Below are 14992 nucleotides of genomic sequence, written 5' to 3'. Positions count from 1 at the left end.
ACCGGAGGAGCAGTGAGCTACCCACCGAATCCAGGGCAGTACGGACCGCAGCCGGGACCGTACGGCTCGCAGCCGGGCTGGGGACAGCCGGACCCGCACCAGTCCGGCCCGTACCCCGCGCCGGGTCACCAGGGTGACTCGCAGGACTTCTGGCGGCACGTCTCCGGGGGCGCGCCGCCACCGCAGCTGCCCAAGAAGCGCCGCGCCCCGCTGATCGTCGGGCTGGTGGCCGCGGTGGTCGCGGTGCTGGCCGTGGCGGCCACGCTGTTCATCGTGTTCACCGCCGAGGACGAGGTCGTGGCCGACGACTGCATCACGCTGGCCAGCCAGGAGGGCGGCCGGATGAGCGAGGCCGAGTGCGGCAGCGGCGAGTCGGACTACCGGGTCGTGGAGGTCGTCGAGGGCCAGCGCAACGACGTGTGCCCCGGCAAGGCGTACAACAAGATCGACGGCAAGACCTACTGCATGGTGCTCGACGTCGCGGTCGGCGACTGCCTGACGCCCTACGACGAGAACCTGCTGCCGATCAAGGCCGACTGCGCCCAGCGCGGCATCGAGAACCAGGTCGTCAAGGTCGCCGACGTCACCGACCACACGAAGGTCTGCGCCGAGCACCACGGCTGGTACTCCTACGAGAACCCGAACATGACCGTCTGCTTCGGCGAGATCCAGAGGCGCTGATCCGGGGCCGGGTGCCGGGCCGATAGCGTGGGGCCCGCCAGAACAGGAGGCCCCGCGCAGTGTTGCCCCCGCCGCCGACGGGCGGTCCCGAACCCCGGCCGCCCGGGCGGCTGATCGCCGCGGTCCTGATCCCGCTGGCGCTGCTGCTGACCGCGCTGCTGTTCGCGGTCGGCGGGTGGCTCGCGGCCGAGCGGCCGGTGCACGCCGGGCAGTGCGTGGACATCGCCGGGGGAACGTGGGGCGGGCACCGGGTGGTCGACTGCGGCTCGTCCGAATCCGACTACCTGGTGGTCCACCGCATCGCCCGCGACGGGCGGTGCCACCCCGACTACGACCTGTTCGAGCTCGACGGGAGCACCATCGCCTGCGGGATCCTGGACGTGCGCGTCGGCGACTGCGTCCACCAGCCGTCGTTCGGCCTCGGCACCAAGGTCCGCTGCGCGGATCCCTCGGCGACGCTGCTGGTCACCGCGGTGGAGGCGACCGCGGCCGGGGAGTCCGCCTGCACCCCGGACTCCGAGGTGTACTGGGTGTACGGGGAGGCGGCCCTGACCCACTGCTTCAAGGCGGTCCCGGCGTTGGTGTGAGCGCTCGGCGGCGCAGTTGACCAGTGATGCACACGATCTAGCTAGTGCGCGCCTCGTATGGTGTCGTGTAAAGCAGCCGCGCAGGTGAGCGGGGGGCGGCGCCAGATGAGGGAGAGGTGCGATGCGCGACGAGGGGCGCACTGTCAGTGACATCACCCGGGGGCTGATGCGGGAGCTCGGGCTGACGACGGTGTTCGGCAACCCGGGTACGACGGAGGTGCCGTTCCTCACGGGTTGGCCGGACGACTTCCACTACGTGCTGGGGCTCCAGGAGTCCGTCGTGGTGGCGATGGCCGACGGCTACGCCCAGTCGCGCCGCGAGCCGGTGCTGGTGAACCTGCACTCGGCGGGCGGGGTCGGACATGCGCTGGGCGCGATCTTCACCGCGTACCGCAACCGCACGCCGATGATCGTCACCGCCGGGCAGCAGACCCGCACCCTGATGTTCGACGAACCGTTCCTGGGCGCGACCGACGCCACCACCTTCCCCAAGCCCTACGTGAAGTGGAGCTACGAGCCCGCGCGCGCCGCCGACGTGCCCGCCGCGCTGGTGCGCGCCCACCAGCTCGCCACGACCCCGCCGTACGGCCCGGTGTTCGTGTCCATCCCGGCCGACGACTGGGACGAGCCGGGCGTGCCGGTCGCCGCCCGCCCGCGCATCGCGCCCCCCGCTCCCGCCCCCGAGGCGGTCGCCGACCTCGCCGAGGCCCTGCGCTCCTGCCACCGGCCCGCGTTCGTGGTCGGCCCGGCGGTCGACGCGGAGAACGCGGTGGACGAGATGGTCGAGCTGGCCGACGGGACCGGGGCCGAGGTGTGGGCGGCGCCGATGTCGCCGCGCTGCTCGTTCCCCGAGGACCACCCGCGCTTCGCCGGGTTCCTCCAGCCCGAGCAGCGCGCCGTCGCCGACGCCCTCGGCGGCTACGACCTGCTCGTGGTGTGGGGCGCCCCGGCGTTCACCTACCACGTCTACCGGGGCGAGGCCGAGACCGCGCTGCCGGAGACGATCCTGGTCCACGACGACCCGGAGGTGCTGGCCCGGGCCCGGCAGGGCCGCGGGGTGCTCGGCGGCCTCGGGCACGCGGTCCGCCAGGTCAACGCGCAGGTCGGGCAGGTGCGCCGGGCCGAACCGGTCGGCCCGGCCGAGACCGAGAAGCCCGCCGCCGGTTCCCCGATGTCGGCGGCCTACGTCTTCGACGCGATCTCCGGTGCGCTGCCCAGCGGCGCGGTCGTCGTGGAGGAGACCCCGAGCCACCGCAACGACCTGCACGAGCACTTCCCGATCCGGTCCACCGACGGCGGGTTCTTCACCGGCTTCTCGGGTGCGCTCGGCTACGGCATCGGCGCCTCGGTCGGGGTGGCGCTGGCGGACCGGTCCCGGCGCACCGTGGCGCTGCTCGGCGACGGGGCGAGCATGTACGGCATCCAGGCGGTGTGGACCGCGGTGCGGGAGCAGGCGCCGGTCACGTTCGTGATCATGGACAACGCGCGCTACGCGGCGGTGGCCGTGCTGGGCGAGGCCGCGGGCGGCAGCAAGCTCCCCGGCGTCGAGCTCGGCGGCATCGACTTCGCGGCCCTGGCCACCAGCCTCGGCTGCCCGGCGACCCGGGTCGAGCACCCCGAGGAGCTCAGCGCGGCGCTGGACCAGGAGTTCACCGACCGCACCGGCCCGAGCCTGCTGCACGTCACGGTCGACGCGGGCCAGCGCTACCTCTACTGACGTCCCACCAGGTGAACCGAGTGAGGGGCACCCTGTACCTCATGACGTGGTACAGGGTGCCCCTCACTCAGTTCGCCATCACCCGTTCGTGAGGTGAGTGAGGGGCACCCTTGTCCAAGTAACTTGGGCAAGGGGGCCCCTCACCTCGGTCAGCGGTGGGCGTTCGCCTTCTCCCTGGAGTCGGCGGACCGCTCGTCGGCGGACTGCTCGTCGGCCGGGGTTGCGGGGGCGGTGCGGACCCGGAGGAGGCGGGCGACCTCGCTGCGCAGGTGCACGAAGGACTCCGACTCGCGGGTGGTGATCTGGTCGCGCTCGTCGCCGAGCGGGATCTCCAGGTCGGCCACGATGGACGCCGGGGACTTCGACAGCACGAACACCCGGTCGCCGAGGTAGATGCTCTCGTCGATGTCGTGCGTGACCAGCAGCACGGTGCTCTCGAACTGGGTGCGCACCCGCAGCAGCAGGTCCTCCAGCTCGAAGCGGGTCTGGGCGTCGACGGAGGCGAACGGCTCGTCCATCAGCAGCAGCGCCGGGCGGCAGGCCAGCGCGCGGGCGATGGACACCCGCTGCTGCATCCCGCCGGAGAGCTGCCACGGGTACTTGCGGGCGGCGCCGGTCAGGCCCACCCACTCCAGCACCTCGTCCGCCCGCTCCCGGCGCTCGGCCTTGCCGACGCCCCGGGCGCGCAGCGGGAACTCCACGTTGGAGCGCACCGACAGCCACGGGAACAGCGAGCGGCTGTAGTCCTGGAACACCACGGCGAGGTCGGACGGCACGCCGCGCACCAGGTCGCCGTGCAGCCGGACCTCCCCGCTGGTCGGCCGGTGCAGCCCGGAGATCGAGCGCAGCAGCGTGGACTTGCCGCAGCCGGACGGCCCGACGATGCAGGCCAGTTCCCCGGTGCCCACCTGGAAGTTCAGGTCGTCGATGGCGAGGTGGCCGTTCGGACCGCCGTAGCGGTGCCCGAGACCGGACACGTCGAGCATGGTCTTCGGTTCGGTCATGATGGGGTCAGCCTCCCACTCCGGCAGACGTGGCCTGCGACGGTTGCCAGCGCAGCGCCCGGCGTTCCGCCGCGAGCAGCACCGTGTTGAGCGCGTATCCGAGGACGCCGAGCAGGACGATGCCCGCCCACATGGCGGGGAAGTCCCACTGGCGCTGGTCGAAGATCAGCCGGTAGCCGATGCCGTTGGTGGCGCCGACGAGCTCGGAGACGACCATGAGCACCAGGGCGATCGACAGGCTCACCCGCAGCCCGGCGAAGATCTTCGGGGTCGCGGCGGGCAGCACCACGCCGAGGACCCAGTGCGGCGTCGGGATCCGGAAGGACCGGGCGGTGTCGACCTTGACCTGGTCCACCGACCGCACGCCGTCGACGGTGTTCATCAGGATCGGCCACACCGCGCCGAACACGATGACCGTGATCTGCATCGTGCTGTCGATGCCGAGCAGCACCAGGAACACCGGGACGAGCACCGGCGGCGGGATCGCGCGCATGAACGCGAACAGCGGGCCGACGTAGTCCATCGCGGTGCGGGTGCGGCCGAGCAGCACGCCCAGCCCGACGCCGAGCACCACCGCGATGGCCCACCCGGCGGCGAGCCGGCCGATGCTGGTCAGCACGTCCTGGAACACCACCTCGCCCAGGAACAGCGAGGACGCCGGGCCGTTGAACCAGCTCTCGCCCATCGCCTGCACGATGCGGGTCGGCGGCGGGAAGAAGGTGCTGCCCGCCAGCCGCGCGGCGAGTTCCCACGCCACCAGCGCGATGGCGAAAACCAGCCAGCGGTTGAGGAATTCGCGGGTCTTGGTGCTCATGCCGCCTCCCGGTCCACCGCGCTCCAGCGCAGGCCGCGCTTGTGCACCTGCTCCAGGATCTCGTTGATCAGGTAGCCGATCAGCCCGGCCACCACGGTGCCGGCCAGCACCAGGTCCATCCGGCCCGCGCCGGTGCTGGCGTTGAGCGCGAAGTTGCCGAGGCCGACGCCGCCGCCCGCCAGGTACTCGGTGCTGACCACCAGAATCAGCGCCACCGCGGCGGACAGCCGGATGCCGGTGAGCACGAAGGGCGCGGAGTGCGGCAGCGCCACGGTGAACATGGTCCGGACCCGGCTGAAGCCGAACGACCGGGCGGTCTCGACCATCACCGGGTCGATCTCGTCGAGCGCGTAGATCGTGTTGAACAGGATCGGCCAGACCGCCGCGTACACGGCCAGCGCGATCTTGGTCTCCGGCCCGGAGCCGACGGCGACCAGGGCCAGCGGGATGAGCGCCACGGACGGCACCGGGCGGAGGAACTCGATGATCACCCGGCTCGCGGTGCGCACCTGCCGGACGCTGCCGAGCAGCAGCCCGGCCGGGACCGCGATGGCGATGGAGATCCCCAGCGCGATGGCCCAGGCCAGCACGGTGGCGACCAGTTCGAGCAGGAAATCGGCCTGGGTGAGCAGTTCGCCCAGGCGGAGCAGCACTGTGGACGGTGGTGGGAAGTACTTCTGGGGCACGAATCCTGATCGGCTGAAGGCTTCCCACACCACCAGGAAGCCCAGCAGGCCGATCAGTCCCCGACTCAGTTTGTTCATGTCCCTGTCGTGTCGAATTCAGTTCTTGGGCGGCTCGATGATCATGCTCGCGACGTCGAGGTCGCGATTGATGAATCCGTATTCCTTCATCAGCCGCGGAACCCGCTGCAACCGGGTGGCGTCCGGCCGCGCGTTGAAGTTCAGCAGGCTGATGATCGCGGCCGTTTCCGGGTCGATCTTGGCGAATTCGGGCAGCAGCGGTTCGATCTTGCTGCGGTCCTGGGACTCGGCGACGGCGCGGATCATGACGCGCTGGAACGCCGCGACGGTCTTCGGGTTGGTCTCGCAGAAGTCGGCGGTGGCGCCGTAGCCGGTCAGCGGCAGGTCCTCCAGCGGACCGGTCGCCGTGTCGACCACCGGCACCGCGCCGCTGTCCCGCGCGGCCTGGGTGAGGAACGGCTCGGTGAGGATCGCGGCGTCGACGTCCCCGCGCTGCAACGCGGCGGGCATGTTGATGAACGGGATCGCCGGGAACTCGGAGTTGGCGAAGCTCACACCGTGGGCGCCCATGGTCGCCTTCACCAGGAGCTCGGAGATCGTGCCCGCGCCGCTGATCGCGATCGTCTTGCCCGCGAGGTCCTGCGGCGTGCGCACGCTGGACTGCGGTGAGGTCATGATCACAGTGGTGTTCGGCGCCGCCGACGCGCAGTCCGCGACGATCTTCAGCGGTGCGATGCCCTTGGCCTGCGCGGCGAAGAACGGCACGTAGCTGCTGTAGGTGATGTCGTAGTCACCGCCGATGGTGGCGCTCAGCGCCGCGCCGCCGTCGGGGGCGGTGATGATCTCGACGTTGAGCCCTTCCTGCTGGAAGTAGCCGTTCTTGACCGCGAGGTGCAGCGGGGCCAAGTCGTTGATGGGCAGCGCGCCGACGCGCAGGTTGGCCTTCTCGACCCGGCCGTTGCCGCCTTCAGAGCCCTGCGAGCCGCCGAGGAGTCCGCAACCGGTGGTGCCCATCAGCGCACCGGCGGTCACCGCCCCACCAGCGAGCTTGAGCAGATTCCGGCGTGGAATCGCACTGGGAACGGGGCTCATGATTTCCTCCTTGCATCAGGTGCGATGTGGGGGTTCCGCGGGCAGGGTGGCTGGCCCCGGGTTGGGCAGCGCTGCCGGGTGCGGTTCCTGGCCAGGTTCGATCACCGGAGCGTCCCGGTGCGATGCGGCGCGCGCGGTTTCCGGCGCGTCGGATCGACCCGGTACGGGCGCGGATGTCCGAGCTGTCCGAGTTGGCCGGTGGGGATGCCGCTGCGGGGCGGCGGAGCATCGTGTCTCCCGGAACCTGGCGCGGGGGTGCACCCGAACTGTAGAAGGTCAATTCAGACGCAACAACCAGGTGTAACTAGCTCGTTGTCACACAACTGGCCCAACTGTTGTCTACACCACTCCCGCGAGTGATGGCGCTTCGCTCTGGGGGCCTGACTTGTGACGGGCAGTTAAGTATAGTCTCGCCCGTCGAGGTGACCTGCCTCTGCTTCGGGGGAACAGAAGGATGTGCGATCAGGGAGCGTGATGGCAAGCCCGGCTGACCGAGCCAGGCTCCGCGAGGGGCCGACCGGTGGAGCCGGTACCGCCGTCGTCGCGCTGCGGGCCGGTCCGTGCGAGCACGGGCCCGGGACGCCGGTACCTGCGCACGCTCCGAGCACAATGACCAAGACCGCCTCGGCATGGAGAGGGTGCTAGCCGTGGCGGTGCCGCACATGTCCGCCGCTGCGCAGGAAACAGGGATGCTCAACAACGACCCCGGGACCGGAGCCCGAGCCGGGGAGCACTACACGAGTGCTCCGATCACCGCTCAGCAGACGAAGTGGTGGCGGCTGCGCAACTGGCGCCTCCGGTACAAGATGGCCGCTGTCCTGCTCGTGCCGACGCTCGCCGCGCTCGGCGTCGGCGGAGTCCGCGTGTACGACGGCCTGGCCACGACCGCTCGCATGAACACCATCGTCGAGCAGGTCGAACTCGCCCAGCGCACCGCGAACCTGACCCACGAACTGCAACGGGAACGCGACTTCGCCGTCGTCTACACCACCAGCAACGGAGCCGACGACCTCGGCGACTACAACGCCCAGATCCAGCGGGTCGACCAGGCGGTGCAGCAGCTGGAGGCGTTCGAGGGGCGCGTCGAGGACTTCGTCCCCGAGGTGGCCGACGCCTACGACTCCGCCACCAACCGGTTGGACAGCCTCAGCGCGCTGCGCGGCACGATCAACGACCGGTTCACCAGCCCGCAGGCGCTGGTCGCCTACGGCTCGGTGATCGACAGCGTGCTCCAGGTGAGCCGCTCGGTGGCCACCTCCTCGTCGGACACCGGCGTGACCGGCACCGCCCGCGCCACCGAGGCGATCGCCCGGGCCAAGGAGCAGCTCGCCCAGCAGCGCTCGATCCTGCTCGGCGCCGCGCTGCGCAACGAGTTCCTCACCGGCCAGACCGACGCGATCCGGGCCGCCGACGCCCAGTTCGAGGCCGCCTACGCCGAGTTCGTCAACGCCGCGAGCCCGGCCCAGCAGGCGCTGTACTCGGCCCGCGTCGCCGGCGCCGAGGTCGACGGCTCCGAGCAGCTCATGCAGACCGCCCTGATCGCCGCCGAGGAGGACCGCGACGGCCTCGGGATCAACCCGCAGGAGTGGGGCGCCCAGTCGGGCGTGTGGACCGACCTGGTCCGCTCGGTGGAGACCGACCTGCTCAGCCAGTTCCACGACGAGTCCAGCGAGCTCGCCGGCTCCGCGCAGTGGACCGTGATCCGGGACGCCGGGCTGGTGGTCCTGCTGCTGGTGCTGGCCTTCGGCGTCGCGCTGTTCATCGCCCGGTCGATCGTCCGGCCGCTGCGGACGCTGCGCTACGGGGCGCTGGAGATCGCCCAGCAGAGCCTCCCGGACTCGATCACGAAGATCAACGAGAGCCCGAGCAGCGCCGGGCACGTCTCGGTCCCGCCGGTGCCGGTGCACTCCCAGGAGGAGATCGGCCAGGTCGCCCGCTCCTTCGACGCGGTGCACCAGCAGGCGCTGCGGCTGGCCTCCGAGCAGGCGCTGCTGCGGGCCAACGTCAACGACCTGTTCGTCAACCTCGCCCGCCGCAGCCAGACGCTGGTGCAGCGCCAGCTCGCGCTGATCGACCGGCTGGAGCAGGACGAGCAGGACCCGGACCAGCTCTCCAGCCTGTTCGAGCTGGACCACCTGGCCACCCGGATGCGGCGGAACAACGAGAACCTGCTGATTCTCGGCGGCACCGACCTGACCCGGCGGATGATGCGGCCGGTGCCGCTGTCCGAGGTCCTCGGCGCCGCGGTCTCCGAGGTCGAGCAGTACGCCCGCATCGCCGTCGCCGACTCCCCGGACCTGGCCATCCAGGGCCGCGTGGTCAACGACTTCGTGCACCTGGTCGCCGAGCTGCTGGAGAACGCCACGGTGTTCTCCAACCCCGACACCGAGGTCACGGTGCGCGCCGCCTACCGCAGGCGGGAGCTCGTGGTGGAGATCCGCGACCGGGGCGTGGGCGTCGACTCCGCCGACGTCGACGAGATCAACGAGCGGCTCACCCGGCCGCCGGAGATCGACGTCGCGGTGTCCCGCCGGATGGGCCTGTTCGTGGTCGGGCAGCTCGCCCGCCGCCACGACATCACCGTCGAGCTGCAGAACAACGGCGACCTCGAAGGCGGCGTCACCGCCACGGTGCACCTGTCCGGCGAGTACGTCGCGCAGCTCACCCCGGACGGCCCGGTGCCGATGCCGGACCTGCCGCGCGGGCCGGAGGAGCGCCGCGAGTCCGGTTCCGGCGACACCGGCACCCACCTCGGGCTGGCCGCCGCCTTCGGGCAGGGCGGTCGCGGGGGCGGCGCCGCCGAGCCGCCGACCGAACGCGCCGCGCTGCCGACCCGCTCCCGCCCCGAGGAACCGGCGGAGCTCCCGGACGAGCCGGAAGCCGCTCCGGAACTGCCCGCCGAGTACTCGGTGCGGCTGGCCTCCGGGAGTTCGTTCGGCGCCACCGACGTCCCGCAGTGGCAGGATGAGGATCAGGCGCCCGCGGACGACGGGGTCCGCGCCGTGGACTGGCCCAGCGAGGAGATCCCCGAGGAGTTCGCGGACAGCTCCTGCGCGGCCCCGGCCACCGGGGCGGACCTGTTCCGCAACCCCTTCGAGGCGGAGAAGACCGGGAACACCCCCGCCGTCGTCGACGATCCCCCCGGCCGCCCCGAGCCCGCCGGTCGCAGCAACGGCCACCAGCGCAACGGGCACCAGGACTCGGTGAGCGCCGCCGGACTGCCCCGGCGTCGACCGGCCTCGGCACCCGACTCCGACTCGGGAGCCGCCGCGCCACGGCCGCCGGCGGCTGCCGACGACGAGGCGAAAGGGGCCACCTGGGACATGGACGACGCGCCGACGCAGCGCTTGCCGATCTACGAAGCCGTGCTGTCGCAGTGGTTCCGCGAATCCGAAGGGGACGAGCCGGACACCACCGCCGCCGCGCCGCCGCCGGCGGCTCCCCGACCGATCTCGGAGGAACCGACGTCCACCAACGGTCATCGCGCCCCCGAGCCCGACCAGGGCGAGACGGAGCTGATCGAGGCGACCCCGGCCGCGTCGTCGGGCACCGGCCAGCACCCCGTGCTGCCCGCGCCCGAGCCGGGCTGGGGATCGGCCGATGACGGATGGGCCGCCGCCGAGGCGCTGGTCCAGCAGACCCAGCAGGCGCAGGAGACGACCACCTCCGCCGGACTGCCCAAGCGGGTGCCCAAGTCGAACCTGGTCCCGGGTTCGGCGGCGCCCCGCACCGAGCAGCCGGCCCGTCCGAAACCCGCCACACCGCGCTCCGCCGATGCGGTCCGGGGCAGGATGGCGAACTTCCAGCAAGGCATTCGACGTGGTCGGCACGCCAAGAACGACCAGCCCAGCTCGAATTCCAGCCGTCACGAGGAGCAGGAGTGAACGGGTCCGTGCAGCAACCGATGAGCAGCAACAGCTTCAGTTGGCTGATCACCGACTTCGTCCGCCGCGTGCCCGGCGTGGCCCACTCGGTGGTGGTCTCCGCCGACGGCTTGCTGCTCGCGGGATCCCAGGGACTGCCCCGCGATCGCGCCGAGCAGTTGTCCGCGGTGTCGTCCGGACTGGTCAGCCTCACCCAGGGCGCCGCGCGGTGCTTCGAGGCCGGTGAGGTCACCCAGACCGTCGTGGAGATGGAGCAGGGCTACCTGTTCCTGATGTCCATCAGCGACGGTTCGTGCCTGGCGGTGCTCGCCGCGCCGAACGCCGACATCGGCTTGGTCGCCTACGAGATGACCCTGCTCGTCGAGCGGGTCGGCCGGCAGCTCACACCGGAGCTCAGAGCCCAGTTGCAGGGCACGGTACGCCGGTGACCCCGGACCCGGAGAGCTGAGGGGAGCGCGCCATGAACAGCGGTTCCGAGCCGGACTGGGACGGTGACCTGTTCCGCCTCTACAACAAGCGCTTGGGCACGGAGTCCTGGCAGGACGATTTCGCCTCCGACTCCGATGCCGGGCGCTCCGGTGATTCGTTCGGCGGCCCCGAGGGGGTCGCCGGGTACGACCGCGCGCTGTTCGGCGGTCCCGGTGCCGACCTGTTCGGCTCCGGGTACTCCTCCGCCGACAGCGGCGAGCAACCCCGGCGGCGCCCGCAGGAGAACGGTCCGCCGTCGGTGTCGATGCCGTCGATTTCCCAGCCGATGGGACCGATCTCGCAGTCGATGCCGTCGATCTCCGGCTCCATGCCGGCGATCCCGCGCATCGAGCAGCCGGAGGAGGAGGCCGATTCCGGCGGTTCGCTGGTGCGTCCTTACGCCCGCACGCGGGGTCGTACGCGCACCGATTATGATCTTGCTATTGAAACGCTGGTGACCACCAGCGAGCGCGGTCGCACCCAATCGACACCGGCCAGGCCCGAGCACCGCTCGATCTCGGAGCTGTGTGTGGAGGCGCGATCGGTCGCCGAGGTGGCCGCTCACCTCCGCCTCCCGTTGGGGGTGGTGCGGGTGCTGATCGGCGACATGGCCGAACTCGGCCTGGTCCTGATTCACGAAAGTGGCATGGTCGTCGGTGATCGGCCGTCCATGGAGTTCTTGGAAAGGGTGCTCAGTGGGCTTCGCAGGCTCTGACCCCCGCGCGATGGGCGACAACAACGACGCCCGCGGCGGCAAGACCTCGACCAAGATCGTGGTCGCCGGCGGCTTCGGCGTCGGCAAGACCACGTTCGTCGGCTCTGTCTCCGAAATCGTGCCGTTGACCACCGAGGCGGTGATGACCGAGGCGAGTGTCGGCGTCGACGACCTGACGTCCACTCCCGGCAAGGTCACCACCACCGTCGCGATGGACTTCGGCCGGGTGTCCCTCGACTCGGACCTGATCCTCTACCTGTTCGGCACGCCCGGCCAGCACCGGTTCTGGTTCATGTGGGACGACCTGGTGAAGGGCGCCATCGGCGCCGTCGTCCTCGTCGACACCCGACGCCTCGCCGACGCGTTCGCCTCGATCGACTTCTTCGAGGACCGCGGTCTGCCCTACATCATCGCGGTCAACACCTTCGACGGCGTGCTGCACCACCGTCCCGAAGACGTCCGCGAGGCGCTGACCATCGACGCCTCGGTGCCGATGATCACGGTCGACGCCCGCAACCGGGAGTCGACCAAGCAGGCGCTGATCACGGTCGTCGAGCACGCCATGCGGCAGCGCATGGCCGCGGTCGGGCAGTGATCCCCGGGGAGCCCGGCACCCGACCGAGCTCCCGGCCTTCTCGACGAGTGAGGGGCACCCTGTACCACGTCACTGGGTACAGGGTGCCCCTCACTCAACGACCGAACGGGTGACCTGAGCCCGAAGAGGTCCCGAGGTGAGGGGCACCCTTGTCCGAGTAACTTGGGCAAGGGTGCCCCTCACTCACTTCACGGACGGGTGAGGCTCGGCGGCTCAGTCCTCGACGAGGGCGACCGACATGATGCGGTGCAGCGGGAAGTGGCCCAGCTCGTCGCGGCCCGTGTCGAGGCCCTGGAGGACACCACCGCCGACGCTCACCGGCCGGACGACGTGCTGGCTGCGGGTCCCGTTGGAGTCGACGAAGCCCAACCAGACGTCGCGCCGCTCGCGGGCGGCGTCGCGCAGGAGCTGCAACGTGGCCTCGGCGCTCGGCCGCCCGTGCTCGGGCACCACGGCGCTGCCCCGGCGGACGCCCCGGGCGCGGTCGCCGGAACGCAGGTGCGCGACCAGCTCGCCGAGCTGCTCCTCCGGCGGACCGGTCCGGGCCGGCGGCGCGGTGGCCCGCGCCTTGCCGCGCACCCGGGGGCCCGCCGCGCGCAGGTCCAGCACCGACCCGTCGGGGCCCTCGGCGACCGGGGCGAACCCCGCGCCGCGCAGGGCCTCGACCAGGTCCGACAGCGGCAGCGGGCTGATCAGCACGGTCGGCGCGATCTGGCGCAGTTGCAGCTCGGCGGTGGCCGGGTTGCCCAGCACCTCGGCGAGCACCACCGGATCGTCGCAGCGCAGGAAGGCCGCCGCCGTACCCGCCCGGAGCTTGCCGTGGCGGCGGGCGACGTCGTCGAGCAGGTAGGTCAGCGACTGCGGGATCGGCGTCCGGGAACGGGTCCGGAACAGCGCGTGCAGGTCCTCGGCGCCGTACCCGGCGTCGAGCGCGCGGCGCACGCTCGCCTCCGACACCCGGTAGACGGTGGCGCTGCCCGCGGACTCCACGTCGGCGACCAGCTTCATCTCGGCGGCCAGGTCCGGCTCCAGCCGACCCGGGGCCACCACCGTCAGGTCGGCCTGCACCAGCACGTGGTCCAGCGGTTCCGGCAGCGCGGACGCGAGCTGCCGGGCGGCCCCGGTCGGCCCGTCGGCCAGCAGCACCCGTCCCGCCGTGGTCAGCGCGCCGTGCGCGACCACGCCCAGCACCGTGGCCTCGGACAGCGTCGAGCGCACCGCCACGTCGCGGGCCCGGCCGCCGCGCCGCGGGGCCCGCCAGGACAGCACCGCGAGGACGTCGTCCGGCGCGGCCCCGTGCCCGGTCGGCAGCTCGTCGAGGTAGGACAGCACCCGGCGGCGTTCGCGCCCGGCGGTGGGACGGCGCAACTCCTCCGACAGCGGACCGATCAGCCGGTCCTTCTCGTCCCGCGCGCCGATCAGCCCCGGCAGCCGGGGCAGGTCGATCCACGCCTGCGCCAGCACCGCCCACTGCTGCTCGGGCATCGAGGCCGACCAGGTGTCGGACTGGTAGGTCGGCACCCAGCGGGGATCGGACTCCTCGCTGTTGGCGATCAGGTTCGCGGCCACCGCCAGCTCCACCAGCAGCGCGAGCACCTGCTCCTCGACCTCCAGGGCCTTCGCCGTGCGGCGCAGCTCGCGGACGCCGATCCCCCCGGAGCGCAGCACGTCCGGCGGGTCGTCGCTCCACGCGTGCAGCAGCGACTCCAGGTGCCGCAGCAGCTCCAGCGCCGCCCCCGCCGCGGTCGCGTCCACCGCGTCCTGGCCGGGCTCGGTCAGCTCCGGCACCGGCTCCTCGGCGACGACGCCGGTCATCGGCTCGTCACCCCGCACCGCCAGCGCCAACTGCCGGGGCAGCTCCACCGTCTCCGCGTCGCGGCGCAGCAGCAGGCCCTTGGCCAGCAGCCGCTGCACCGGGTTGGCCGCCCGCTCCAGCGGCACCCGGTTCGCGGCGTCCTTGGTCCGGCCCACCGGCGCGCCCCGGGCCAGCTTGCCGACCAGCTCGCGCTCCTCCTCGTCGAGCCCGGCCAGCGCCGCCGCCGGGTCGTCGAGGTCGTCGGCCGGGCGCCCCAGCCCGCCCGGGAACGTCGGCAGCGCCTCCCGCACCGCGGGCACCAGGTTCAGCGCGTCGTCCTCGCCCCACACCAACACCAGCGCGCGCAGCTCGCGGACCGTCCGGCGCACCCGCTGCGGGGTGATCGACGCGCCCAGCATCCCGGCGACCGCGGCCGAGTCGACCGGCTCCCGGTCGGCGTCGAGCAGCACCAGCGCTTCGAGGGTGGACAGCGCGAACGAGTCGAGGTCTTCGCAGGCCCGCGCCACCGACGAACGCACCCCGGCGCGGGTGGCCAGCACCGAGGTGTCGGAGGGCGGCGGGGTGGCCAGGTCGGGCCGGGCGCGCAACAGCGCGACGAGGTCGTCGTCGCTGCGCTCGCGCAGCCACTCGGCGAGGGGAGGCATCCCTACCACGATACCGAGCCGCCGCGGTGCGGTGGCCCCCTCGACCGGCCGGTCCCGCCGGCGGGGTGGCAGCAGGGGAACCTTCCTGTCACGGATGGCAGCAGGGGAACCTTCCTGTCACCGGTGGCAGCAGGGGAACCTTCCTGTCACCGCGGCCGCTCCCGCCACCGCCGGGGGAGTGGTCCGGCGGTGGTGTTCGCGAACACCCTTCGATGAACCGCCCGCGCTGATCCGGCAAACTGGCAGGAACCCACCAGCTCGACTCAGGAGG

General features: G+C 72.0%; 12 protein-coding genes. 7 read left to right on the top strand and 5 right to left on the bottom strand.

Going from position 1 to position 14992, the window contains the following annotated elements; genetic code table 11:
- The first annotated feature begins 12 nt into the window (after positions 1-12).
- The 3 genes from ABD976_RS28360 to mdlC all read left to right on the top strand — a co-directional run bounded on the left by ABD976_RS28360 (position 13) and on the right by mdlC (position 2985).
- The gene (locus ABD976_RS28360; protein ID WP_345368140.1) at positions 13-681 is read left to right on the top strand and encodes an LppU/SCO3897 family protein; all 669 of its coding nucleotides are present in this window, start codon (positions 13-15) and stop codon (positions 679-681) included.
- 59 nt (positions 682-740) lie between these two features.
- Positions 741-1268: a hypothetical protein gene (locus tag ABD976_RS28355; RefSeq protein WP_345368139.1), complete on the top strand. Its 528-nt coding sequence runs from the start codon at positions 741-743 to the stop codon at positions 1266-1268.
- A gap of 121 nt (positions 1269-1389) precedes the next feature.
- On the top strand, positions 1390-2985 hold the full coding sequence (mdlC, locus tag ABD976_RS28350) for a benzoylformate decarboxylase (RefSeq protein ID WP_345368138.1): 1596 nt from the start codon (positions 1390-1392) through the stop codon (positions 2983-2985).
- Positions 2986-3134: 149 nt separating this feature from the next.
- On the opposite strand, the gene ABD976_RS28345 is transcribed toward mdlC, so the two are convergent.
- From ABD976_RS28345 to ABD976_RS28330, 4 genes are read right to left on the bottom strand one after another with little or no spacing between them, the layout of a single operon-like run.
- Positions 3135-3989, bottom strand: a complete 855-nt coding sequence (locus ABD976_RS28345; protein WP_345368137.1) for an ABC transporter ATP-binding protein — start codon at positions 3987-3989, stop codon at positions 3135-3137.
- Between the two features lie 7 nt (positions 3990-3996).
- The gene (locus tag ABD976_RS28340) at positions 3997-4803 is read right to left on the bottom strand and encodes an ABC transporter permease (RefSeq protein ID WP_345368136.1); all 807 of its coding nucleotides are present in this window, start codon (positions 4801-4803) and stop codon (positions 3997-3999) included.
- Entirely contained in the window at positions 4800-5567 is a 768-nt protein-coding gene (locus ABD976_RS28335) for an ABC transporter permease (RefSeq protein WP_345368135.1), read from the bottom strand. Before ABD976_RS28335 ends, ABD976_RS28340 begins: the two co-directional genes overlap by 4 nt.
- An 18-nt stretch (positions 5568-5585) precedes the next feature.
- The gene (locus ABD976_RS28330) at positions 5586-6599 is read right to left on the bottom strand and encodes an ABC transporter substrate-binding protein (RefSeq protein ID WP_345368134.1); all 1014 of its coding nucleotides are present in this window, start codon (positions 6597-6599) and stop codon (positions 5586-5588) included.
- Between the two features lie 689 nt (positions 6600-7288).
- On the opposite strand from ABD976_RS28330, the gene ABD976_RS28325 reads away from it, so the two are divergent.
- The 4 genes from ABD976_RS28325 (at position 7289) to ABD976_RS28310 (ending at position 12261) form a co-directional block, all read left to right on the top strand.
- Positions 7289-10483, top strand: a complete 3195-nt coding sequence (locus ABD976_RS28325) for a sensor histidine kinase (protein WP_345368133.1) — start codon at positions 7289-7291, stop codon at positions 10481-10483.
- Between the two features lie 20 nt (positions 10484-10503).
- Positions 10504-10911, top strand: coding sequence for a roadblock/LC7 domain-containing protein (locus ABD976_RS28320; protein WP_345368221.1), 408 nt, complete (start codon positions 10504-10506; stop codon positions 10909-10911).
- 92 nt (positions 10912-11003) lie between these two features.
- Positions 11004-11666, top strand: a complete 663-nt coding sequence (locus ABD976_RS28315) for a DUF742 domain-containing protein (protein WP_369774974.1) — start codon at positions 11004-11006, stop codon at positions 11664-11666.
- 10 nt (positions 11667-11676) lie between these two features.
- On the top strand, positions 11677-12261 hold the full coding sequence (locus ABD976_RS28310) for a GTP-binding protein (protein WP_345368131.1): 585 nt from the start codon (positions 11677-11679) through the stop codon (positions 12259-12261).
- 213 nt (positions 12262-12474) lie between these two features.
- On the opposite strand, the gene ABD976_RS28305 is transcribed toward ABD976_RS28310, so the two are convergent.
- A complete protein-coding gene (locus ABD976_RS28305; protein ID WP_345368130.1) occupies positions 12475-14721 on the bottom strand; it encodes a helicase-associated domain-containing protein in 2247 nt (748 codons plus the stop codon).
- Positions 14722-14992: the final 271 nt, after the last annotated feature.

It is taken from the genome of Saccharopolyspora cebuensis, from assembly GCF_039542665.1.
Taxonomy (GTDB): Bacteria; Actinomycetota; Actinomycetes; order Mycobacteriales; family Pseudonocardiaceae; genus Saccharopolyspora; species Saccharopolyspora cebuensis.
Note: the sequence above shows the minus strand (reverse complement) of the source record. Positions and strands in the feature narration are given on the sequence as shown.

Coding starts and splice junctions, on each gene's coding strand:
- ABD976_RS28340 (WP_345368136.1), bottom strand. CDS start 4,803: ATGAGCACCAAGACCCGCGAATTCCTCAACCGCTGGCTGGTTTTCGCC.
- ABD976_RS28320 (WP_345368221.1), top strand. CDS start 10,504: ATGAGCAGCAACAGCTTCAGTTGGCTGATCACCGACTTCGTCCGCCGC.
- ABD976_RS28335 (WP_345368135.1), bottom strand. CDS start 5,567: ATGAACAAACTGAGTCGGGGACTGATCGGCCTGCTGGGCTTCCTGGTG.
- ABD976_RS28330 (WP_345368134.1), bottom strand. CDS start 6,599: ATGAGCCCCGTTCCCAGTGCGATTCCACGCCGGAATCTGCTCAAGCTC.
- mdlC (WP_345368138.1), top strand. CDS start 1,390: ATGCGCGACGAGGGGCGCACTGTCAGTGACATCACCCGGGGGCTGATG.
- ABD976_RS28325 (WP_345368133.1), top strand. CDS start 7,289: ATGCTCAACAACGACCCCGGGACCGGAGCCCGAGCCGGGGAGCACTAC.
- ABD976_RS28345 (WP_345368137.1), bottom strand. CDS start 3,989: ATGACCGAACCGAAGACCATGCTCGACGTGTCCGGTCTCGGGCACCGC.
- ABD976_RS28310 (WP_345368131.1), top strand. CDS start 11,677: ATGGGCGACAACAACGACGCCCGCGGCGGCAAGACCTCGACCAAGATC.
- ABD976_RS28305 (WP_345368130.1), bottom strand. CDS start 14,721: ATGCCTCCCCTCGCCGAGTGGCTGCGCGAGCGCAGCGACGACGACCTC.